Source organism: Shewanella halotolerans (assembly GCF_019457535.1).
GTDB classification, from domain to species: domain Bacteria; phylum Pseudomonadota; class Gammaproteobacteria; order Enterobacterales; family Shewanellaceae; genus Shewanella; species Shewanella halotolerans.
The window spans coordinates 3905019-3929143 of sequence record NZ_CP080417.1 but is presented as its reverse complement, the minus strand read 5'-3'; the positions used below and the strand labels follow the sequence as shown (position 1 = coordinate 3929143).

Below are 24125 nucleotides of genomic sequence, written 5' to 3'. Positions count from 1 at the left end.
CTTAAAAGCCTGATGGGTTAGAGAGGTTGAGCTCGACGGCCTCGCTGTCCAGTACTTCCACCGGGAAGCTTACCTCGAAACAGGCGCCGCCCAGCTCGCCGTCGTCGCGATAGCGAATATTGCCCTTGAGCAGGGTGACGGCGTTGAAGGCGGCGGAGAGGCCTAGGCCTGTGCCGCCTTCAGAGCGCGTGGTGGTATAGAAGGGCTCGAAGATATGGCCGGTGGCCTCGCTGTCGATCCCTGGTCCATCGTCCTGAATACAGATCTTGAGCATCCCCTGGTCCACCTCGGCATCTATCCTGATTTTCCCCTGGCTGCGGCCCTTGAAGCCATGGGCATAGGCGTTGGAGAAGAGGTTAGTGACTATCTGCTTAAACAGGCTCAGGTTGGTGAGTATGTTGAGGTCGGGATCGACCCGGTATTCCACCTCGGCCAGTTTATCGCCGTAGATAAATCGCATCGACTCGTGGTGCTCTTCGAGTCCCTGTTTGAGATTGATGCTGCGCTTATCTTCCAGGCTCTGCTCGGCCGCTATGGTCTTGAACTTCTGGATTAGACTGCTGGCACGGGTGATGTTGCTGATGATCAGCTCGCAGCTCTGCTGGTATTCCTCCAAGATGGCGTTGATCTCCTCCAGGGTCGCGTTCTCGCTGTGGATCAGTTTGATCAGCTCCTCTATATGGATCAGCTGGGTGCTGGCGGCGGTGAGACAGATGCCTATGGGGGTGTTGATCTCGTGGGCCACCCCAGAGACCAGGCCGCCGAGGGCCGCCATCTTCTCCTGTTCGACCAGCACCTGCTGGGCACGCTTGAGCACTAAGAGTGATTGCTCCAGTTCCTGGGTGCGTTCCTTCACCTGGCGGGCCAGCTCATCCTTGTAGCTACGTTCCAGTTCCAGCAGGCGCTCGCGATCCGCCAGGGCTTCCTGTAGCTCTAGCTTGGAGGCCTTGATGTCGTCGAAGGAGTGCCTGAGTTGCTGCTGCATCTTGTTTATCGCCTCGGCAACCAGCCAGAATTCGTCATTCTTATGGCTGTCCTTGACGAACACCAGGGGCTCGAACTCGCCTTCCAGGTTGATGTTTTGGCTGTAGTCGCTGAGCTTATGCAGGTGGCGGGTAACCAGGTACCAGACCAGGAAGAGGATGAAGCCGGCGACGATGAAGGTCTTGATGGCGTTGGAGAGCAGTATGACGATGGCGCGATCCAGCAGTTTCTCATAGACCACCCTAAGATCTGCCTGCACCAGCAGGGTACCCACGTCGATATTCTCGCTGCCCGAGCTATAGATCAGCTTGAAGCTGCGCTCTATGGTGTTCTCCGGCGTGGCCGTGCCCGCCTGCCAATGCTGGCCACTGTCGTCGTCTATCTCTATATAGGTGATGTCCGGCAGTTGGATGAGGCCATCTATCTGGGTGTTGATCAGCCGCTCGTCGATCACCCAGATGCTGGCCGCCAGCACGTCGAGATTGACCTTCTCTATACTGTCGAATTGGCGGGTGATGCGGTTGACGTCGCTACGATAGTCGTTGATCAGCTGAAAGCCCGTGGTGAGCAGGGTGATCAAGGAACTAAAGAGGATGATCGACAGGGTGAGTTTTCTGCCGATGGGACTCTTGAGTAGCTGCGCTGTGTGGTTTGCCATTTATGGGTTCGCTTATCCTAAGCACCATAAGAACGGCCGACGATTGACGCTAGGTGCAGTGTCCAGATCACATAGCTTTAAGCATAGCCTGATTATTATCTTCTGCTCGGGTAAAGGGATAAAAATGTCGCCAAGATGATGTTTGTAAAGTCTTTATGTAGCTATGCGTGTTGGCATTTTACTTGCAGTTATTCTGCTTACTGCAGGTTTTTTGACACTAGGTATCAAGATGGAAAAAGTAAATCTGATGCTGTTTAAACAGACGAGTCCCAAACAAGTGATCTTTAATTTGATGTTGTGGCTGACCCTGATCAGCGCCGCCTTACTCTTTGCACCCACCTCCTTGATGCAGACCCTGAGGTTAGAGCTGCTGGTTAACCAGTATGCCCACTTCATCGGCCTAGGGCTGATTGTCGGCGCCGCCTATCTGCTGACTCAGGTGACCAACTATTTTCTCGACGAGGCGATCAAGCATCTCAAGGGCAAGCGCACCAAGGAGACGATCGAGAAGAAGGTGAGGCTGCTGGATCCCACAGAGCGCGCCCTGCTGCGAGAATTCTTCCTGCAAGGGGAGACGGTACTGACCCTGCCTGAAAATGAGGCCGCGGTGCAGAGCCTGCTGCAAGCCAACATCTTGCAGTATCTGGGCAACAAGCAACAGTACGCCATCCACGGGCCGACGGCTGACTTTAAGATCGCCATGGAGGCGAGATCCCATCTCAATCGCCAGGTGTTGCGTCTGCCACAAGGCGAGCCTAATCAAGAGCAGCTACAGCTGCTGATCAAGGCCAGACCCCACTTTATTCACAGTGTAGTGCCGAGTCGCAAGCACGCCGCCTAATCTCGTTTTGGGGTTTTGGTAGGAACTGTGTAGGAGGTTTGGTGTGAAAACACCGAGCGCTAGATAAAAAAGTGGGGGCATCAGCCCCCATTTGCATTAGAAATATGATTTTCTGGACTTCTAAGTCCTATCTATTCTGGTTTCGACTTCGAGATAAACAACCACATGATGTATGACATTATGCCGATGGTGGTGAAGATCACTATCATAGATAGCAGGCCAATGGGGTTACCGAACATTAAATCTAACCAAAATGCCATGTGAGAAATCCTCTTTCGCAGCTGTTTATATCGTTGTCTGAAGCTAAATTAGCGCGAATGGATATGAGAAATGCTGATCTCGATCAATGAATGCTGTCAATTTGATAGCGCCCTATCATCGTTTTGCTGAATTTTGTGAGCCTGGTGGCAAATTTATCCCGTGTGAACAGGGTGATTGTGACGAGTTTTAGCCGCTTAGGATGAAAAATCGGCAGTCGGTAATAAAGGTGTCGCAAAAGGCTTGCCATTAGTAAAAGCAAAGGTATAATTCCGTTCACTTACTCGAGACAGAGAGTAAGGTCTGATTGATGAGCCGGAGTGGTGGAATTGGTAGACACGACGGATTCAAAATCCGTTTCCTTCGGGAGTGACGGTTCAAGTCCGTCCTTCGGTACCATTATCAGTTGCTCTCCTCGAGAGAATAGCGGTAAGATCAGACAGACAAGATGCAGATGTGGTGGAATTGGTAGACACGCTAGCTTCAGGTGCTAGTGGCTTAACGGCCGTGCGAGTTCAAGTCTCGCCATCTGTACCAACTTGTTGATGCACTCCTCTCTAGAAGAGATAAGAACCTGCTTAATAGCAGGTTTTTTTATGCCTGAAATTTGTCCTTGTTTGAAATCTCGGCAGCATCTCGCCTTAATCGACAGCTCTTAACAGCCTCTGCTGAGTTGCTAGTAATAGCAAGAAGTCGCAAGCCTCTAGCCTAAACAGCTGGAGCGCCTTCGGCGCCCCATCTCTTGCTTATTTTAACTCTGTGTATGACTGCAACTAGAAGTTGTAGGCGAGACCTATCATATAGTGGTCGTGTTCGAACTCCTGGTAGCTGGCCTCTAGCATGAGATCCAACTGAGATAGCAGTGGGTAGCGATAGCGCAATCCCACATCGTAAATGCTATCGGCCACCTTGCCATTGTCGAGATAGCCATAGTTTTCCGCATCGGTAAACAGGCCCACGTGCGCGACCAGTTGACTCTCGTTAAACAGATCTAAGCCATAGTTGACCTCTGTATACCAGGCTTCCACATCCTGATCGTAGTTCACCGTCAGATTGAGGGTCTTGTAGTCGATGCTTACTGCATACTCGACGCTGTAGCCACCGGCCCCATAGGTGTATTTCATGGCATTGAAACCCAGGCCCAGATCCTCGGTGACCATCTGGTAGTAGCCGCCGTAGTAATCGATCTCATAATCGTTGTAGATACTGCCTTCGTCTTCATATCGATAGGTCTCGAATGAGGTCCCCAGATAGAAGCCGCTTTCATGTTCCACCATAAGGTCGCCCTGCAGGGTGGGCTTGTTGTCGCTGATGGTTTGGCCGCGCCACAGGTAGTTGCTGAGGCCCATGAGTACGCCTGAGGCGGCGAATTGACTTTCTTCGGCCGCTAGAGGTTGGCTCATGGTGCAGGCGATGGCTAAGGCACAAGAGGAGAGTATTATCTTATTCATTATCAACCCTTAAACTATTTTTAGTCTGTTCTAATAAACTTGATATTAAATTTATTTAAATGTAACTACTTGCCACTTTTATTGTGGTGGTTAGATTGTAATAAATAGATATAAATAAAATAATAACCCTTTATTAAAATATTGTTTATTTGTGATTGAATGGCTTTTTTCTGTTTTGGTAAAAATGCAATTTGCATCTTGCAGGAGAATACCGAGGATAATAAATGTTCATGGTAGCGTTTATATCTTGTTGATTATAAAAGTTTAATGTGTTATTTGTGATGCTTGCGTACTTTGTGGGTTAGTCGCAAAATGATTTCTCGAAAAGTGAAAATAACCACTTTCTTCAAATTCTCACCATTGAGGGAATACGCTTAATAGTTAGTGTGATCTTGCTCCTTATTTATTTTGATTTGGTTTGTATGATTTTAACAAGGGTGAATAAATCTATTTCTCCCGTTTGGTCTGTTATACATCATCTTAAAATTCTTTATGTCTACGTCGATCAATTAATTGGCTGGAATAAAGAGTTAAATAGAATAATAAGGAATGTCTATGAGCGAAGTGCATTGGGGGCTGTTGGTGGCAGCCTATCTGTTCTTGGCCGGTGCGGGAGCGGGGGCCTTATTTATCAGTGGCGCCCTGGTTCTGTCCGAAAAGGTGGTTCACGCCCACCACTGGTCGACGGCGAAGTTTAGCGCCATCGCGGGCCTATTACTCTTGATGCTGGGCACAGGGATGATCGTCTTCGATCTGACCTCGTTCCAGTACGGCATCTTCAATGGTGACATGAGTAAGCTGCTGCGCTTCTATCGTCTGTTTATGACCTTCGAGCCCAGCTCAATGATGAGTATAGGTACCTGGCTGCTGACCCTGGCGATCATCTTCGCGCTGCTGTTTTGCTTCTCCTTTAAGCGGCGTAATCAGGAGACCTTTACCAACCGTGGCTATGCGCTGATCAATCTGATCCTCGCGGTCTGCGTTGCCTCCTATACTGCGCTGCTGATCGGTGACATCAAGCACAACATAGTTTGGTCTAACAGCATCTTGGTAGTGATCTTCCTGGTGTCTGCCATCTCCTCCGGCGCCGCCGTGGTGCTGATCGTCAAGACCTGGCTAAAGCAGAGCGACCCACATCATCACTTCGCCAAGGCAGATTCCATGGTGATGCTCATCGAGCTGTTTGTACTGGGTATCTTCGTTTACGCCATCGCCAATGTGAGCAAGTTCTATGGCTTGGATAACCTGCTGGGGATGGCGACATCGGCCGGTAAGATCTGGTGGCTTGGCGCTGTATTGATAGGTTTGCTGCTGCCGCTGCTGCTTAACCTTACCTCCATCGTCGGCAGAGTCGGCGTGTCTCATGCCAAGGAATACGGCATCGCCGCACTTACCTTGGTTGGCGCCTTCTGTTTACGTTATTCGGTCTTGTTGGCCGGTCAGTCTTATTAGGAGCTAAAGATGTTAGATAGAAGAAGAACACTCAAACTCCTGGCTGGCGGCGCCATCGCAACCACAGGCATGATGTTTATCCCCGCCGATCCTGTGATCGCCGATATTCGTCGTCAGGGTAAGAAGCGTCTGGCCATGGTGATCGATCTCGGTCGTTGCAATGGCTGCAAGGCCTGCGTGGTCTCCTGTGGCATAGAGAATGGCAACCTGCCTGAGGAACACAGAACTCAGGTACCGCAACACAGCGTGGATCTGAATGGTAAGCAGTATGTGTTAAACATGCCGATCCTCTGCAACAACTGCGACAAGCCCTCCTGCGTGTCTGTCTGTCCGACGGGCGCCACCTTCAAGCGCGAGCAGGATGGCATAGTGGTGGTGGACTCAGAGCTGTGTATCGGTTGTAACTACTGCATACAGGCCTGCCCCTACGATGGGGTGCGTTTCACCCATTCGGCCACGGGTACAGTGGATAAATGTAATTTCTGTATTCAGCGAACCAGCCGCGGCTTGCTGCCTGCCTGTGTCGAGACCTGTACCGGTGGCGCCCGTGTCTTTGGTGACATTAACGATCCCGAGAGCGAGCTCTCCAGGCTGATACGTCAGCACAGGCCGCTAGTGTTGCAGGCCGGTAAGCAAACCTCCCCCAATGTGTTCTATATTGGCTTGACCCAAGACGAGAGCAACAGGGCATACAGTATCAATTCTCCTCAAACCTGGCAGAGGTAGCAGCATGGATCGTAGAGATTTTTTAAAGGCGGGTTCGGTTGCCGCCGTGATGACAACTGGCGCGCTGGGCGCCAAGGCCGCAACAAAGGCGAGCACGAGCGACGCCGAGATCAGCCGCTATGCCCCGACCTCGCTGACTCCTGAGTACTATTTTGATCAGGACAAGCAATTGGTGGAAAACCCTGAGCAGCGTTTCGCCTTCTCCAAGTGTTTCGGTTGCTTTAACGTCTGCGGCGCTCGGGTCAGCATAGACAACAAGACAGACAAGGTGCTACGCGCCGTGGGTAATCCCTATACCCTGACCAATAACGCAGGTCAGCCCTTTACCATGGAGACGCCACCTAAGGAAGCGATGTTACAACTCTCCGCCGTCAGCGGCCTGAGTCAGAGCAATCGCGCTACTCTGTGTGGCCGCGGCAATGCCGTGCCCGATGCGTTCGAGGATAAGCACCGTATCACCCAGTGCCTCAAGCGAGTGGGCAAGCGAGGTGAGAATCGCTGGCAGAGCATCTCCTATGAGCAGCTGCTCAAGGAGGTGATTGAGGGCGGTGATCTGTTCGGCGAGGGCAAGGTCGAGGGGCTGAGGACGATTCACGACAACCCTGCGCTGGCCAATCCGCTTTATCCCGATTTCGGTCCGGTGAAGAATCAACTGCTGGTCTCTACCTCTTCTGAGCAGGGGGCGCGGGCCGATTTTTTACATCGCTTCGTCAAGGAATCCTGGGGTACGCCCAACATAGGCAATAAAGACTCCTACTGTGGTCACCAACAGGTGGCGGGTTGCGCCCTGGGCTGTTTTGATGCCGTCGACGAGATGGCCTTGCCCCAGGTGGATTATGAAGAGACCAAGTTTGCCATCTTCATCGGCACCAACCCAGGGCTCAGTGGTAACGGCCTCAACGTGGGCTCGCGCCGTCTGGCCAAGGCCCGTAGCGATCGCCCCGACTTTAAGTATGTGGTGGTGGATCCCATCTTGCGCTCCTTAACCTCTGAGGTGGATAACGGGCAGGGCGAGTGGCTGCCCATTATCTCGGGTGGCGATACCGCGCTGATGTTTGCCATGATGCAGTACATCATCAATCATGATCGCTATCGCCGCGCTTATCTTGAGGCGCCCAGCCAGGCCTGCGCCGACGCCATCGGCGAGATCAACTACACCAATGCCACCTATCTGGTGGTGAAAGAGCCTGGTCATCCCCTCTATAACCAGTTCCTCACCGCCGAAGCCTGTGGCGTGGGCGAGGCCGAGGTCAAGATGGTGATCGACAAGGCCACGGGTCAGCTGGTGACAGGCGAGAGCGAACAACCCGCCGAGCTCTTCTACAAGGGTAAGCTGGCGATCGGTAATGGCGTCGAGCTGCAGGTGGAGACAGCCTTCTCGCTGCTTAAGCAGAGGGTAAACGGCTATCCGATGCGCCTGCTCTCCGAGCGCTGCGGTATCTCGATAGTCAAGATAGAGGAACTCGCCAAGGAGTTCACCTCCCATGGGCGTAGTGTGGCTATTGAGACCTGTACCGGCTGCAATGCCTCAGACGGCGGTCAGTTTACCTTCGCCATGATCATGCTGGGCACTCTGGTTGGCGCCCATAACGCTAAGGGCGGCATGATGCACATGGGGGGCGTGGGTTACGCCGCCATGTATGACATCTACGATGGCCCTCTCTATAACCTGATGGATTTTGAGCACACCTCGCTGACTGGCTTTAACGCCGAGCGCTCCGGCGATTATGAGCTGAGCCATGAGTATCAACAGAAGCTGGCCAAGGGGATAAACCCTTACCCGGCGGAGCAGCCCTGGAACAATACCTTCGTGCAGGACAACAGCGGCGAGCTGCTGGTGGCCCATGCCAACAAGAATCCGTTCCAGTTCAAGGCCTGGATTACCTGGGCGACCAACCCTATCTATGGCTGCTCAGGCTTGCAGGATCAGGTGGAGGACTCCATCAGAGATCCTAAGCAGCTGGGGCTGATCATCGCCCTGGATCCCTACATCAACGAGACCAATGTGTTCGCCGATTACATTGTGCCGGACTCACTGCAGTATGAGCAGTGGGCCAACTCACGCATGTGGGGCAGCGAGTTTGTCGGCGATGTGGCCTGTGTGCCCGTGGTGGCTTCACGTAACGTCAAGACAGCCCTGGGCCAAGAGGTCAACATGGAGCAGTTCCTGATCGATATTAGCAAGGCGATAGGCTTGCCAGGCTTTGGTGAGAAGGCGCTTAAGGACGTCGAGGGACGCGACTTGCCGATTCATGAGCCGGCCGACTTCTATGTGCCGCTGTTTGCCAATATCGCCCATACAGGATCTGTGCTGCCATCGCCTACGGAGGAAGATATCGCCTTTACCAGCGTGGATCGCGTGCTGCCGCTGTTCAAGGCCAGACTCAAGCCCGAGGAGGTGGGGCCGACCGCCTATATGCTGACCCGTGGGGGGCGTTACGAGCGGGTGGATGAGCGTTACGAAGGGGAGTTTTTCAACCCCATGATGCGTATGGACACTCAATTCCAGGTGTACAACGAGTCCCTGGCCCGGGTGAAAGACTCCTACAGTGGCGAGTATAACGACGGCCAACCCGTCTATGATGTGGACCGCTTCTGGGACGGCTCGGCGGTGCGTGCGCTGTGGAAGGTGAATGAGTATCCCTTCAACCTGTCGACCTTCAAGTTGCATCTTCGTAGCCCTTATTCTGTGGCGCTGCCGCGCATCACTGCCCTAGGTGAGACCAACTATATCCATCTGCATGAGGATGATGCCGCCAAGTTTGACATCAAGGATGGCGATAGGGCGCAGGTGTTGTCTCCTAAGGGGAAACATATCGAGGGGATAGTGCAGGCCGATAAGACGGTGGCCCGCAACACCATAGTGGTGGGTATGGGCTACGGCCACTGGTGTTTCGGCGCCAGCGATCTGGAGGTCGATGGTCAGGTGATCCCTGGCATTCCATCGAGAGGAACGGGGGTCTGTCCTAACCCCTTCAACATAGTGGATCCTAGCCGTAAGGGTGCCAGCCTCTACCGTGACCGTACCTTTGGTTCGACCGCCAGACATGGTGTGCCTGTGGCGATCCGTAAGGTGTGACCCAAAGAAAGCGCCGCGTCATTTCGACGCGGCGCATCTTATTACGCTGTTGTTAGGCCGCCTTTGTCGTCAATCATTCGGATAGGACACTCTTGCCCCCATCTCCTGTCTTAGCGACCGAGGTTTTACCTAGATACTCTATTTATCCTTAGCTTTGATAGATAGAGTTTTTTCTTTTTAGCGGCCCATGGCCAGATACCACTCATCACGTATGCCGTTGAATAGCTGCTGCTTGAGCCAGTGGTGGGTGGGTGACTGGTTGATCTCCGAGTAGATGAGGTAATTGCCGACCGTCCGACCGACTGTGATCTGCTTGAGTAGGCGTTCGGTGAGCTCGCTCGGTAGTGTGGCGGTTCGTATTCCTTTGATCAGCGAATAAAACTCGCGGGTGAAGACGTTACAGCTCATGGAGATGGCGCGTCCATCGAGAATATGACGGCTCAGGGCGGCGATATTGTCTGTGGCACCGAGCACGTTAACCGCCTTGCCTTCCGTCTTACCCAGTTGTTCCAGTAGCGGCATGGGCAGATCGTTATAATTATCCAGGGCGAAATAATCATATTGGCATAAGTTGGCCAAGGTAAATTCGTCCTCAAATACCGCATGTCCCTCCTTGGCGATTAAAAACAGCTCCTCGGTGGGGGAAAACATCTCACAGATGATCTTGTGATCTTTAAATCTTTCGTAGACGACGGCAAAGTCAATCTCGCCATGTTCTATGGCGCGGCTGCAGTCGTTGGAGAGGGTGCGCACCTCGAAGGTTAAATTAGGTGCCTGAGGCAATATATATTGATGAATCACCTTGTTGATCACATAGGTGAACTCGTTGTAGGCATAGATCTTAAAGTGGCCCCGGGCGGTGAGCGGATTGAAATGAATATGGTTGTGTTTGATCACCTGATAGTCATGGAGCAACTGTTTGATGTAAGGCAGTAGCTGTATGGCTTTGTCTGATAAGACAAAACCTTGTGCCCGACGGATGAAGAGTACGTCCTTAAAGATATCGCGCAGTATGCCAAGGTGACGGCTGACTGAAGAGATGCTCATCCCCAGCTCATTGGCGACCAGGCCTGCATTCAAGTGACGACTGATGGATTCGAAAATGATCAGCGAATGATAATCGAGTTTATCAATATTCATGAGGAGAGCAATTCACGGTTTTTATTGGTTAATTTTTACCATTTTACCTAGGCATCAAACAAATTTGCCTGGCAATTCTGTGTGTCAGGTTGGCTTTTATCGACTAAAGCCTAATGGCCCGGACAAGCTTATTTCTCAAAGGCGATAATGGCGCTCAAACTTAAATCATAAACATTTGTAATAGCTGAATATTTAATAGGTGAGTACTTAATTAAAAAGGTCTTCAAAATAGCCGGTGGAAACGCCGGAGATAAGGGCGAGCTAATGGACTTGACTAGCAAGAACTAAAAAAAGAAGCATCCATGCTTTGGGAGTATAGCTAAGGTTAAAAGAGGTGGGTGCCCGTCTCTTGACGCCGACCTCAGGGGTTAACTCTGCTTACTGAAATTGATAGCTCAGGGTGATGCCAAACTGCCTGCCCCGAGCCAGGGTGGCCAACTCGTCGCTGCTATAGAAGTAGCTCTCATTGGTGAGGTTTTCGCTCCACACCTTGGCCGACAGGTTCGGAGTGATCTGATAGCGCATGGAGGCTTCGACCAGGTTGGCGGCCTCGCGGGTCAGCTCGCCCGAGGCGGGCTCCTTCACCGGTGCCAGGTAGCGATAGCCTGTGCTGAAGCTAAAGTCAGACCATCTGTATTCCATGTTGACGCCAAGCTCGTTGCGACCGGCATCGGCCAGGCGATCGCCCTCGTCGCTGACGGCGTCTATCCACTGGCCCGTACTGCCCAGGGTAAACTGCTCGCTAGGGCGCCAGTCGATGCGATATTCCAGTCCCTTGATGCTGCCGCTGTCGACGTTGCGATAGCTCAGCGTCTCCTCGGCGATGCTGACGCGCTCGATATAGTCGCTGACGCGTGAGTAGTAGGCCGCCAGCTGCCAGGCGAAGTCGCCATAGACATCGGTCAGGGTCAGCTCGGCGGTGGTGGACGTCTCAGGCACCAGATCGCTGTTGGCCACTATGGTGCCGCGCCCCGTGCTGCCGCTGTAGTAGTGTTCGGTCAGCGAAGGGAAGCGATAGGCGTTGCCCAGATTGAGTTTCCACTCCTGCTGCTCGCCGCGGGTATAGACGGCGCCGATAAATCCGGTGACGGCGGTATCTGAATGATCCTCAGCCCCCTCGCCAGACTGTTGATAACGCGCGGCGCGCATGCCCGCCACCAGTTGCCAGTTATCCAGCTGAGTGCTGGCGTCGGCAAACAGGGCGTATTCATCCTGGCTGGCATCGATATTCTGCTGCAGACTGGTGCTGTCGTTTTTCAGCGAGTGCTGGAATTCATTGGCCTTAACGCCGCGACGGGCGATATAGTCGGCGCCCCAGCGGCCATTAAAGTCGCTGACTTGCCACTCCTTGACCCAGTGACCACCAAGATCCAGCGACTCGTTGCTGACGGTGTTGACCCGCTTTGCCGGGCGTATGGTCTCAGTCTCCAGGCTTTGATCGTGGGCGAACAGGCTCAGGCTCCAGTCGTGGGGGCGTGTCAGGCGCCATTGCAGCAGGTGGTGCTGCTCATCCGGGTAGGAGACGATCTTCTTGTTGGGATAGTCCTTGCTGGACTTACCTATGTCGTCGCCATTGCTGTAGAGGTAGAAGGTGTCGCTCTCCAGGCCATTGTCGAATGCCCAGTGGTGAGCGATCAGCGCAGATTGCTGGTCGAAATGATCATAAAGGGTGTTGCCTTGCACATCTTCGCTGTTGCCTGCGTGTTGTCTCGATAGCGCCACCGACCACTGCTCGTTACCGGCTTCCAGGGTCTGCTGATCATACTTGGCATCGGTCAGGGTCAGGCTGGCCGCCACATTGTGGGCGTGCTTGGGGTTGAGCTGCACCAGACCACCCAGGGCGCCAGAGCCATAGTAGGTGGAGGAGGGCCCCTTGATCACATTGACCGATTCGAGAAATTGCGGCGGTATAAATGAAGCTGTCGTTCCGGCCCGGCGTTCTGTGTAGAGCGGAATGTCACCGATAAAGGTTGGCACTCGCCAACGGGACATCCCCCTGAGTCCGACGGTTTGAAAAAGCCCTCCCTGGCCGACAAAACTAATTCCGGGAACGGAATGCAACAAACGTGCTAGGTTAGTCGGGGTCGAATCGCTGTCGTCCGGGTTAAGGGTATTGACGTTCGCCGTCGTGACCACAGGACTCTGAGTAGCATTCCTGTTGCCATTGATGGTGATACGTTCAATCGACTGCGCGGCCAACCCCGATGAAGAGGTCAACACGAGGAGCGATGTGAGTATCGATGAAGTGATTCTGTTCAAAGATAAAGACATAAGGCGTACTCCAGTGTGCTTAGGGACATACCTTAGCAAGGCGCAGGCCCGGCAAACTGACAAAGATCAGTTGGCCAAAACTATTTTTCCTGGCCGGTTAAATGGGCCTTAGGGGCGGGGCGGCGGATGAGTGGGAAAATTAGATTGAATTCACCTAGTTCGATGCAATACCCTAGATAGATAACAAAACGAGACCCTATGAGCTGATGGCGCAACAAATAGAGCAAACCGTATATATTGTCGATAACGACGAGGCGATCCGTGAGGCGATGGCCTTCCTGATGGAGTCAGTGGGCCTGCCCTGCAAGCTATACTGCTCGGCGCAGGAGTTTCTCGACGACTATTCGCCGCAGATGAGCGGCTGTCTGGTGCTGGACGTGCGCATGCCCAAGATGAGCGGCATGGAGCTACAGCAGAAGTTAAATGAGCGACAGGTCGCACTACCTATCATCTTCATCAGTGGTCACGGCGACGTGCCTATGGCGGTCAAGGCGATGCGTCAGGGGGCCTTCGACTTCATCCCTAAGCCGTTTCGCGATCAGGAGCTGTTGGATCGCATCAATCTGGCGCTGGAGCAGGAGGCGCAGCTGCGTCTGGTGCATCAGCAGCTAAGTCAGATAAAAGAACGCCTGGCTACCCTCACCGGACGTGAGCGGGAGATCCTCGACAATATCGTCATGGGGAAATCCAACAAGCTGATCGCCATCGAGCTGGAACTGAGTCAGCGCACGGTGGAGATCCACCGCGCCAGGGTGATGGAGAAGATGGCCTGCGACTCCCTGGCCGAACTGGTACATGACATCACGCTGATCAAGTCTGCAGACGCCTGACCCTAGGGCGTCCGATTCACCACACATTCATTCGCTAACTGTCTTGGCTTTTAAGCTAAGACAGTTTTCGTGACACCTATTTCCCCATTTTTACCTTCTATCTCGACCTTCTGTCGCAAACTTCTAGCTCAATTTTTTTGCCTGCTCGGTCAGCCGCTGATTCACGCCAGTCGGCTCTGACGACGGCTTTTCTGCATGCCGAGCCGAGTGAGCCGGCGCTTTTTTTCGCCAAACTGATCTTTGTCAGTTGGCTATTTATTTCTGCCTGTAGTGTGAAACAGCTTGTGTATACGAACCAACCACACTCAAACGACAAAAATTCGCATCGATGCTAAGTGGGTAACACGGACTTAAGGTGCAATTTTGGTAGTAATAAAATAACTAGGAGGCTTTTGACTATGTTCAAAAAGTCAACATTATACAACAGCCTGTGTCTCGGCTTTGTCAGCCTGATGGCGGTGAATCACGCCCAGGCCGCTGCGTCAGCACCTGTGGTTAGTAAGTCTGTTAATAACGTCACTATCCCTGCGCTGCGCGATATTGCGCTCAACTTGAGCAAAGATACCAAGGCACGTCTCGTGCGCGGTAAGATGGATTCGGCGTCCGGTGAAACCACCCGTAAGACCAGCGAAATCATCCAAAACTTCGAACTTCCCTTCGTTGGTGGCATGGGTAAGAGCGCCTCTGGTCTGAGTAAATCCAGTAAGACGATGGGCGTCCTGGCCCTGGACGCAGCCGATCCCGTGCAGCGTGACTTCCTCGGCGACAACATGCCAGCGCCGCTGATGAGTTTCGACGGCATCGACAATATCAACCGTGTTGCCCCGCCCGATACCACAGGCGATGTCGGCCCGAATCACTATGTGCAGATGGTTAACGTCTCTTTCGCCATCTGGGACAAGCAGGGCAATCAGCTGATCCCGCCAACGCCGACCAATGCGATTTGGAAGAGCCTGGGGGGCATCTGTGCCCAGAACAACGATGGTGACCCTATCGTGCTCTACGATCCCCTCGCGGATCGCTGGATGATGAGCCAGTTCGCCATCAACCAGTCGGACTACCACGAGTGTATCGCCGTGTCTAAGACGCCGGATCCTACCGGTGAATGGCACCTGTATGACTTTAAGATCAGCGACATCAAGATGAACGACTACCCGCACTTCGGTGTGTGGCCAGACGGTTACTATATGTCGGTGAACCAATTCTACCTCGATGGTCGTGAAGATCAGTGGGGCGGCGCCGGCGCCGTGGTGTTCGAGCGTGAGAAGATGCTGCGCGGTGAACCAGCCCGCATGGTCTACTTCGACGATCCTGCACCAGAGCTGGGCGGTATGCTACCGGCCGACCTCGATGGTCTGACGCCGCCACCGGAAGGGGCGCCTAACTACTTCGTGCAACCTATCGATGACAGCCAGGGGCCTGCCACCGATGAGCTGCATATCTGGGCCTTCAAGACAGATTGGCAAAATCCAGAGCTATCTACTTTCGAGCAGATCGCCATGTTGCCGGTGACCGGCATGGAGTTCAGTGGCTGTAAGGGTGGCTGTATTCCTCAGCCTGACGTGAGCAGCGAAGATTATCTGGACCGCATTCCATATCGTCTCATGTTCCGTCTCGCCTATCGTAACTATGGCGATCATGAGGCCATGGTGCTCAACCATACAGTGTTTACCGGCGACGCCGATACCAATCGCTGGAGCCCACGCTGGTACGAGATCCGCAACCCAAGCACCACGCCTGTGGTTCATCAGCAGAGCAGCTACGCGCCTGATAGCGATACCCGCTGGATGGGCAGTGTCGCCATGGACGCCGTGGGCAACATCGCCCTGGGGTACACGGTTTCTGGCCCTAACACCTATCCGTCGGTACGTTATACCGGCCGTCTGGCATCGGATCCCCTAAATACCATGCCACAGGGTGAAAACGAGCTGGTGGCTGGTGGCAGTTCACAGCGCGGCGCCAACGGTCGCTGGGGTGACTACAGCACCATGAGTGTGGACCCGGTAGACGACTGTACCTTCTGGTACACCCAGGAATACTATGGTGATCTTAACGCCGGTGATATCGACTGGATGACACGCATCGGCTCCTTCAAGTTCCCTAACTGTACCACTGGTCCTCAGGGCACACTGGTCGGCACTGTGACCGGCGTCGAAGGTAAGCCACTGGCCAATGCCATGGTGAAAGCCGGCGCGGTGACCGCCTTTACTGACGAGAATGGCCACTATGAAGTGACCATGCCTGTCGGCAGCTATGACGTGAGTGTTCGCGCCTACGGCTACCAAGAAGCCAAGCACGCGGATCTGGCGATCGCCGAAGATAGCGAGCAGACGCTGAGTGATTCACTGTCGCCACTGCCACTGGTTACCCTAAGCGGTAAGGTGGTGGACAACAGTGGTCATGGCTGGCCATTGGCGGCCAAGCTGGCCCTTGCTGGCGAACTGGCGCCAAACCTTGAGTTGATGAACGACCCGGCAACCGGCGAGTTCAGCGTCGAGGTTTATCAGGGCTGGGGCTATAAGATCACTGCCTCGACTGCGCTGAGCGGCTATCACGAGAAGTCACTTGACTTCGTGGCGAGCGATACTCAGATCGCCAACGGTGTGACCATAGCGCTGGATGTAAACAACAGCGTCTGTAGCGCGCCAGGTTACAAGGCCTACGGTATTGTCGAAGACTTCGATGGTGAGACCTTTCCTCCTGCGGGCTGGACCGTGGTTAATGACGCAACTGGTGATGATATCGAGTGGCGTACTAATACCGCTTGGGATCGTCCTAACTTTACCGGCGGTAGCGGTAAGGCTGCGGCGGTAGATAACGACCGTTACGGTTGGGGTAAGTATGACACCAGCCTGGTATCACCAAGCATTCAGGTCAGCGCCCTGGAAGAGAGCACGGCACTGCAGTTCAAGTTGGACTTCGTCGGTGGCATCTTCGGCGGTTCTATGGTTGATCTCGACATCAGTGTCGACGGCGGCGCCTGGAAGACGCTGCTGAGCTATCCAGATACCGCCAGAGAGCGTCTGGTTGACTACGATCTGGCCGCTGAGGTACTAGGCGCGAGCGAGTTCCGTCTGCGTTGGCATTATCACCACATCTATGGTGACAACAAGCAGTGGGATAACTGGGCTCAGGTAGATGATATCTCTATCGCCCGTGGTTGTAGCTCGCTAGAGGGTGGCCTGGTGGCTGGTACCATTACCGACTTCAACACTCAACTGCCGGTAGCCAACGTCGAGATCATCGACGGTCTGGGTAACAAGGCGATGAGCGATAACCAGGGTCAGTATGTGATCTTCTCGGCCCAGGGCGAGCAGCAGCTTAACCTGCATCAGGCCGGCTATGCCGACGTGAAAGAGAATGTCAGCGTGGCTGCCGATGAAGTGACTGCCAAGGACTTCAGCGTTAAGGCGGGTCGTCTCAGCTCTGAAACTGAAACCATCGAGCTGGCTGTGACCAGTGGTCGTAACCTGAGCGAAAGCTTCGAGATCCAAAACTCGGGCAGCAACGATCTTACCTTCAAGCTAGGCGAGATCAATGCACCGCAGGCCGCGCCTGTCGAAGGGCCTAAGCTGGCTATCGGCGGTCGTAAGTTTGGACCTAAGAACCTGTGGGATCTGACGACCCGTAACATCCGCGTGCCTTTCATACTGCCACAGGCTGATCTCGAAGAGAGCCAGGTGGTACAGAGCTGGGCAGTAGATCTAGTAGCCTCTAACGGCGTGGTCTTCGACCAGTCAACGGGCGATCTCTGGATCAACAACCTGGGTGTGTTCGGTGGTGACGATAAGGTCTATCGCTTCAAGCAAGATGGTACCAAGACCGAAGACAAGATCGACCTGCATCCGCTGATGACTACACGTGGTGCCCACGCTGGCATGACCTATAACAGTCGCAGTGGCAAGTTCTGGCAGATCATGGTGGGCGGTGAGCGTTGTATCTACGAGCTGGATCCAGTTGAGAAGCAGGCTACTGGCAAGCGTCTATGTCCTGACGTGACTACCTCGCAGCGTGGCCTGGCCTATGACGCGGTGAACGATCAGTTCTTCTCGGGTTCATTCATCGACGGTCTGATCCATCGTTTCAGCAGCGACGGTACTCTGCTTGAGTCGACCGATGTGGGTCTGCCTATCTCAGGCCTAGCCTTCAACCCAACATCGCAGCACCTGTTTGTGGCGACCAACAGCTTCAAGCCTATGGATATCGATATCTACATCCTGGATGTGGCGAACGATTACCAGGTGATCGGCGGTTACGCCATCGACGGCCGTGCCGACGGTGGTGGTTCGGGTCTGACTATCGATTGTCAGGGTCATCTGTGGGCGCTGGATATCGAAGCGCAGAAGCTGTTCGAGATCGAGTCTGGCGAGACTGGCGTGTGTGACTTCCAGGATGTGAACTGGTTATCGCTTAACCCTAACGTCGGTGAACTGAGTGTCGCGGGTAACCAGCAGGTGACCCTGGATGTGGACGCCGCCAACATGGCGCCGGGCGAGTATGAGGTTCAGGTGCTGCTCAACAGCAACAGCCCATACAAGATGCAGTCTATTCCGGTGAAACTGACCGTGAATGAGCGTGTCCCTGGCGTACTTGGCTTTGCCGTGACTCACTATGAGGCTAACGAGGCCGATGGCACTGTGACCCTGACGGTTTCACGTCAAGGTGGCAGCGACAACGCCTTGACCCTGGAGTACCGCACTCTGGATGCAACGGCCAAGGCGGGTGAAGACTTCGAAGCCGCCTGGGGCGTCATCAAGTGGGAGGACATGGACATGGCCGACAAGACCATCAGCATCAAGCTGCTGAGCGATGATGTCGAGGAGTCTATGGAGTCCTTCAGTGTGGCACTGTCACAACCGACTGGTGGTGCGACCCTGAACGCGGCAACCATAGCCACGGTTGAGCTGGAAGACAAGAAGTCCAGCGGTGGTAGCTTAGGCCCAGTCCTACTGCTGCTACTGGGTGTCGGCTCACTGTTTAGCCGTCGCCAAGCGCGTCGTTCATAAGTGTGATTAAGCCAGCGCGAAGCCTCGCGCTGGCTTTCTACCTTTAGCATTCAAATTGGAGAAATCGATATGTCACGTTTCCTCTCTGTTTTTGCCATCTCTATCGCCTTGCTGGCCAGCGGCGCCCAAGCCGAAACGGTAGGCTGGCGCGATCTGGCCCATGCCCGCAAGGTGGCCAGCGATCCCTATCATCAACTCAATCAGGATCAATCACAGCTGATGCTGGATTTTATGGCCATCTCGGCTCATTTCGCCAAGGTGCAGCGCGATAACTATCTGCCGGGGCTCAACGCGCTGTCGCCGCTAACCTCGGCAGATTTCAGCCAGGGCAGCTATCCCTACGCCGAACGGCTAAACGCCTATCTCGAGCAGGCGAGCGAGGTCAACGCCAAGCTGAGTGCGGCCATCGAAGCCGAGCAAGACCCAGCCAAGCTGGCCCAGGTGATTCAGGCCACCAATAAGTCTCTGGACGCCATGGCGGCGCTGTCACCGCGTCTCGAACAGTTCAAGCATGGCAGCGACAAGTATCTGGATAAGAAAGAGCGTATCAAGCAGCCCAAGTATGCCGCCGCCTTCACCGTGGGCAGCACGTTAGTGGATGCCGTGCCTGCCTATCAGGCCCAGCAACAGGTGTTACTGGCTAAGGCCAAACAGCTAAAGGCGCTGTTAGCGCACAATCTTTGAGCCCAACTGATCTTTGTCAGTTGGCCGCGCGCAATAACGGGTAGTTTGTATCACTGGTATACACACAAGCATCGAATAACGGCAAATCACGTCAACTTTAGTGGCGACTTTAGATAAGAGTGTGTCTTAGGGCGCCCAATGACGACGTGAGCCAAGGTAAACCTATAATAAGGAGACTTTTGATGGGTATCAAAAAGTCAACATGGCAAGGCTGCAGCTCTGTGGGGCTAGCGGGATTATTGGCGACGGTCAGCGCCTTTTCTTGTGCAGCCAGCTCTCCGGTTGTCGGGGAGTCATTGAACCAAGCGTCGTCGACACCTTTGGTGAAACTCGCCAACAAGATGCTGGTGAGTAATAAACTAAAATTCCAACCGACAGCTCAGACCAAGCTGGCCAAACCTAGCATCTCGGCCTCGAATCAGGCGCTGATGGAAGCTCAATACCAGGAGCAGATGGCTTCGGCCGTTGCACTGGAGCAGTACAGCGATACCGTGGTGCAAGCTGAGCCTGGCACAGGCGCCATGCCAGCCCCCGAGCTGAACTTCGATGGCCTAACCCGTAGCGGTTTCAATGAGGCTGCAATGCCTGATGTGGCGGGTGATGTCGGCCGCGACCACTATGTTCAGGTGGTCAACATGGCATTTGCCGTGTGGGACAAAGAGGGCAACCTGCTGGTTGACCGCACCCCGATGACAGAGTTCTGGAAGCGTCTGGGCGGTGTCTGTGGCGACCCTAATGCCAACCCGGCTCCGGCTAAACCCTGGGAGAGCCCGACCACTGAGCGTGAGCCTATCGTGCTTTACGATCAGCTCGCCGACCGCTGGGTAGTGACCCAACACGCCTATGTCTCCGGAAAGGAGAGCCGTCAATGTTTCGCCGTTTCTAAGACCAGCGATCCTACCGGCGACTGGCATCTATATGAATTTGAATTAAACGGCGACAAGTGGCACAACGGCGCCCAGCTCGGCGTATGGAGCGACGGTTATTATCTGTCGGCCAATCAACACAACAAGAGCGACAACAGCAAAGCCGGTACCGCCGCCGTGGTGTTTGAACGTGACAAGATGCTCTACGGCGTACCTGCACGTTCTATCTATTTCGATGCGCCGCTGACAGCAAACCTGCTGCCGGTGGATCTCGACGGTAAGCGCGCGCCTGCCGCCGGGACACCTAACTATTTCCTCAGCCTGCAGGACGATAAGGTCCATGGCAGTGCCCAGGATGAGATCCAGGTTTGGGCCTTCAAGACCGACTGGAACAACCCGCAAAACAGTCAGTTCAGCCAGGTCGCTGCGCTGGCGACCGAGCCATTTGATATTAACCAGGCCTGTGGCAATACCTGTATCGAGCAGGACTCCTGGGGTGGCGATTCTTACAACGCCCTGAAAGCCTACCAAGAGAAGCTGATGTACCGCGCCGCCTTTAGACAGTTTGGCGACCACCAGAGCCTGGTGGTTAACCATACGGTTGACGTGGGCGAGCAACACTTCGGTGTACGTTGGTATGAGATCCGCAACCTGGGTGCAGGCGCCGAGATCTATCAGCAGGGCAGCTATGCCCCGGACGCCAACCACCGCTGGCTGGCGAGTATGGCGATGGATGCCACGGGCAACATAGGCATGGGTTACGCCATCTCGGGTGAAGAGATGCTGCCTTCTGTACGCTATACCGGCCGTTTGAACGGCGATCCTCTGGGTCAGATCTCATTGGCTGAGCAGGTGCTGGTGGATGCCGAGGCGGCCCAGGTGAACTCCTTCGATGGTCACTATGGTAAGCGCAGCATGATGACGATCGACCCGACGGACGATTGTAGCTTCTGGTATACCCAGGAGTATGGCGCCGATCACGACTTCGAGTCTATGTGGGCTACTCGCATCGGCAAGTTCAGCTTCCCTAACTGTGTGGCCGATCCTACCGGTATGCTTCACGGTGTGGTGACCGACAGCGTCACTGGCTTGCCACTGGCGAACGCCGAAGTGGTTGCCGGCCCTTACAGCACTGTGGCCGACGCTGAAGGTAAGTATCAGCTGCAACTGCCTGTGGGCGATTATCAGGTGTCGGCCCGTGCATACGGTCATACCAAGGCGAGCCAGGGCAGTGTCTCTGTGGCCAAGGACTCTGATTTAGAGCGCAACGTGGTCTTGACCGAGATGCCTCAGGTGACGATTTCGGGCAAGATCAACGACGGTTCAGGTCACGGCTGGGGCGTACCCGGTGCGATCGGCCAGAACGGTGAGCTGATCCCGACTACGCCGATCGCTACCGATGCGATCGATGGCAGCTTTAGCGTCGTGGGTTATGAAGGCTGGCCTGTGGCGATCACCGCCCGTGCACCTGGCTATCTGCCAGAGACCATGGATCTAGTGCCAGGCGGCGATGGCGTGAGTGGTCTTGCCTTTAACCTGGCGGTAGACAAGCAGGTCTGTAGCGCCCTGGGTTACCGCAAGATAGATACCAACACAGCATCACTGGTGAACTTCGAGTCGCCAGACTTCCCGCCTCAAGGCTGGACAGTCGTCGATGCCGCAGGTACCGGTGTTATCTGGAAGACCAACGAGCAGTGGGAACGTCCTAACAACACTACGGGTGAGGGGCTTGCGGCCTCTATCGACAGTGATAAGGGTGGCCGTAAGGCGTATGACTCCTCACTGCTAACGCCTATCATGTCAGTTGCCGAGTTGGGTGGCTTCACCACGGTTCGTTTCAAGGAGGGCTTCCGCCCATCCGGCGACTCGGCCTTGGATATGGACATCAGCGTCGATGGCGGCGAGTGGCAGACCCTGCACTCGGCTAATGCCAGCGAACAAGGTACAGTGGTTAACGTGGATATTGGCGAAGCCTTAGTGGGCGGTAGCAACTTCCGTCTGCGTTGGCGCTACCATAATGCCAACGAATTTGCCTGGGATTGGTGGGCGCAAATCGACGACGTCGAGTTTGGTCTGGGTTGTGCCATGGAGCAGGGTGGTTTGGCCGTGGGTAACATCACAGATGCCAACACCCAAGCGCCTATCGCACAGGCCAAGGTATGGCTGGGCGATACTCAGGTATCGAGCAACACCGAGGGGCAATATCGTCTGTTTGAAAGCGCAGGCAGCCAGATTGTCTCGGCGACCCAGAGCGGCTATGGCGTGAGTAACAGCCAGTTGACCGTTACCGACAACAAGATTGCCGTGCAGCACCTTAGCCTTAAGGCGGGTATGCTGGAGGTGGATCAGCCAGAGCTTGCGGCAACCGTGCGCAGCGGTAAGCAGAGTGAGCTGAGCCTGACGGTCAAGAACGTGGGTAGCCGAGAGGTGAATTACCGACTGGGTGAATTGGCCGCGACCGTCGAGGGCGAGCTGGAAAATCCGATGGCGGAGGCTGAGTTAGGCTTTGGTGAGTCAGTCGAGAAATCGAGTCTTGGCTTGGCCGTTCCTTATAGCGCCACCATGGATCGCAGCAGCGGCTCTTTGTGGGTGAACAACGTTAAGATATTTGGCGGTGACAACAAGTTGTATCGCTATGACGCAGAAGGCAAACCAGCCGGCGAAGTGATCGACTTAGATGCCATGCTGCCTGAAGGCGGATTGTTAACCGACGGCGCCTATAACAGCCGCACCGGCATGTTGTGGCAGGCGACGCTGTTTGCCGACGACTGTATTCATGAGATCGACCCAAGCAAGCTGATGGTGACAGGCAAGCGTGTCTGTCCTGGTGTCGGCGCTATCTCTGGGCTGGCCTATGATCCAGTGTCTGGTGACTTCATTGGTGGTTCTGCCAGCGATATGACCATTAGTTACTTCGATGAGTCTGGTGAGGTGCACAAGACTGAGGAAGTGGGCGTGTCGGTATCTGGCATGGCTTACAACTCGGCCAGCGGTCACCTGTTCATCAGTACCAATGGTCCGGCAGATCCAGGTTCTGAGAAGGTCGACCAGGTATTGGATATCTACGTACTGGATAGCCGTGACGACTTCCGTATGGTTGGCGCGCTCAATGTCGATGGCATGAGCAACTTTGGCCAGACGGGTCTGGATATCGATTGTGACGGTAATCTGCGTCTGGTCGATATCGAAGGCAGCAAGATGTTTACCGTCTCTTCTGGTGAGACCGGCGTGTGTGACCATAAGGATGTGACCTGGCTTGACGTGTCACACACCAGCGGTCAGCTGAATGTCGCTGGCGAGCAAGAGGTGACCTTCGATGTCGATACCAGCGAGTTGGCGCCAGGCGTGCATCAGGTACAGCTGCTGCTGCAAAGCGATACCCCATATGGTACTCAGGCGATTCCGCTGTCGCTGACGGTAGAAGCCAAAGTGCCGGGCGTAGTGGGCTTTAAGGCCACAAGCTATGAGGTGAACGAGGCCGATGGCAGCGTGACTCTGATGGTTGAGCGTCTCGGTGGTGTCGATGGTGAGGTGAGCGTTAACTACCGCGCCGTCGATGGTACCGCCACTGCCGGTGAAGACTTCACCCTGGCGCAAGGTACGCTGACCTGGGCCGACCAAGACGGTGCGGCCAAGGAGATAGTGGTTGCCATCAGTGCGGACGACAAGGAGGAGGCGACCGAGTCCTTCAGCCTGGCTCTGTCGAGCGATGATGAGCAAGTTGCCGTCTCTGACAACAGCATTGCCAATGTCAACATTGTCGATAACACCAGCTCGTCGAAAGGGGGCGCGGGTCTACAGCTATTGCTGGGTGCCTTGCTCGCCTTCGGATGGCGCAGAAGAGTGAATCGTTAAACGATAAAAGGTGCCTTCGGGCAC

General features: G+C 54.5%; 13 protein-coding genes and 2 tRNA genes. 10 read left to right on the top strand and 5 right to left on the bottom strand.

Features of this window, described 5'->3' with window-relative positions; all coding sequences use genetic code 11:
- Nucleotide 1: 1 nt before the first annotated feature.
- Entirely contained in the window at nt 2-1642 is a 1641-nt protein-coding gene (locus tag K0H81_RS16950) for a sensor histidine kinase (RefSeq protein ID WP_220059094.1), read from the bottom strand.
- A gap of 229 nt (nt 1643-1871) precedes the next feature.
- Here K0H81_RS16950 and K0H81_RS16945 point away from each other — a divergent pair, with 229 nt between their 5' ends.
- Nucleotides 1872-2483, top strand: a complete 612-nt coding sequence (locus K0H81_RS16945) for a superinfection exclusion B family protein (RefSeq protein WP_011867044.1) — start codon at nt 1872-1874, stop codon at nt 2481-2483.
- A 131-nt stretch (nt 2484-2614) separates the two neighbouring features.
- On the opposite strand, the gene K0H81_RS16940 is transcribed toward K0H81_RS16945, so the two are convergent.
- The gene (locus K0H81_RS16940) at nt 2615-2743 is read right to left on the bottom strand and encodes a DUF3149 domain-containing protein (RefSeq protein ID WP_011867043.1); all 129 of its coding nucleotides are present in this window, start codon (nt 2741-2743) and stop codon (nt 2615-2617) included.
- 312 nt (nt 2744-3055) lie between these two features.
- On the opposite strand from K0H81_RS16940, the gene K0H81_RS16935 reads away from it, so the two are divergent.
- Nucleotides 3056-3140, top strand: a tRNA-Leu gene (locus K0H81_RS16935).
- A 51-nt stretch (nt 3141-3191) separates the two neighbouring features.
- Nucleotides 3192-3278 (top strand) — tRNA-Leu (locus K0H81_RS16930).
- 236 nt (nt 3279-3514) lie between these two features.
- Here K0H81_RS16930 and K0H81_RS16925 read toward each other — a convergent pair.
- Nucleotides 3515-4192 (bottom strand): TorF family putative porin, encoded by a 678-nt coding sequence (locus tag K0H81_RS16925; RefSeq protein WP_220059093.1) that lies wholly within the window; start codon nt 4190-4192, stop codon nt 3515-3517.
- A 555-nt stretch (nt 4193-4747) separates the two neighbouring features.
- Here K0H81_RS16925 and nrfD point away from each other — a divergent pair.
- From nrfD to K0H81_RS16910, 3 genes are read left to right on the top strand one after another with little or no spacing between them, the layout of a single operon-like run.
- Nucleotides 4748-5644 (top strand): NrfD/PsrC family molybdoenzyme membrane anchor subunit, encoded by an 897-nt coding sequence (gene nrfD, locus K0H81_RS16920; RefSeq protein ID WP_220059092.1) that lies wholly within the window; start codon nt 4748-4750, stop codon nt 5642-5644.
- Between the two features lie 9 nt (nt 5645-5653).
- Nucleotides 5654-6370, top strand: coding sequence for a 4Fe-4S dicluster domain-containing protein (locus tag K0H81_RS16915; RefSeq protein ID WP_220059091.1), 717 nt, complete (start codon nt 5654-5656; stop codon nt 6368-6370).
- A gap of 4 nt (nt 6371-6374) precedes the next feature.
- Nucleotides 6375-9449: a molybdopterin dinucleotide binding domain-containing protein gene (locus K0H81_RS16910; protein WP_220059090.1), complete on the top strand. Its 3075-nt coding sequence runs from the start codon at nt 6375-6377 to the stop codon at nt 9447-9449.
- Between the two features lie 177 nt (nt 9450-9626).
- Here K0H81_RS16910 and K0H81_RS16905 read toward each other — a convergent pair whose 3' ends face one another.
- On the bottom strand, nt 9627-10589 hold the full coding sequence (locus tag K0H81_RS16905) for a LysR family transcriptional regulator (protein ID WP_220059089.1): 963 nt from the start codon (nt 10587-10589) through the stop codon (nt 9627-9629).
- A gap of 378 nt (nt 10590-10967) precedes the next feature.
- Nucleotides 10968-12809 (bottom strand): TonB-dependent receptor plug domain-containing protein, encoded by a 1842-nt coding sequence (locus K0H81_RS16900; RefSeq protein ID WP_220059088.1) that lies wholly within the window; start codon nt 12807-12809, stop codon nt 10968-10970.
- A gap of 257 nt (nt 12810-13066) precedes the next feature.
- Between K0H81_RS16900 and K0H81_RS16895 the strand changes: the two genes are divergently transcribed.
- The 4 genes from K0H81_RS16895 (at nt 13067) to K0H81_RS16880 (ending at nt 24101) form a co-directional block, all read left to right on the top strand.
- On the top strand, nt 13067-13690 hold the full coding sequence (locus tag K0H81_RS16895; RefSeq protein WP_144204319.1) for a response regulator transcription factor: 624 nt from the start codon (nt 13067-13069) through the stop codon (nt 13688-13690).
- 398 nt (nt 13691-14088) lie between these two features.
- Entirely contained in the window at nt 14089-18696 is a 4608-nt protein-coding gene (locus tag K0H81_RS16890; RefSeq protein WP_144204320.1) for a Calx-beta domain-containing protein, read from the top strand.
- Nucleotides 18697-18765: 69 nt separating this feature from the next.
- Nucleotides 18766-19380, top strand: coding sequence for a hypothetical protein (locus tag K0H81_RS16885; RefSeq protein WP_220059087.1), 615 nt, complete (start codon nt 18766-18768; stop codon nt 19378-19380).
- A 182-nt stretch (nt 19381-19562) separates the two neighbouring features.
- On the top strand, nt 19563-24101 hold the full coding sequence (locus K0H81_RS16880) for a Calx-beta domain-containing protein (RefSeq protein WP_220059086.1): 4539 nt from the start codon (nt 19563-19565) through the stop codon (nt 24099-24101).
- Nucleotides 24102-24125: the final 24 nt, after the last annotated feature.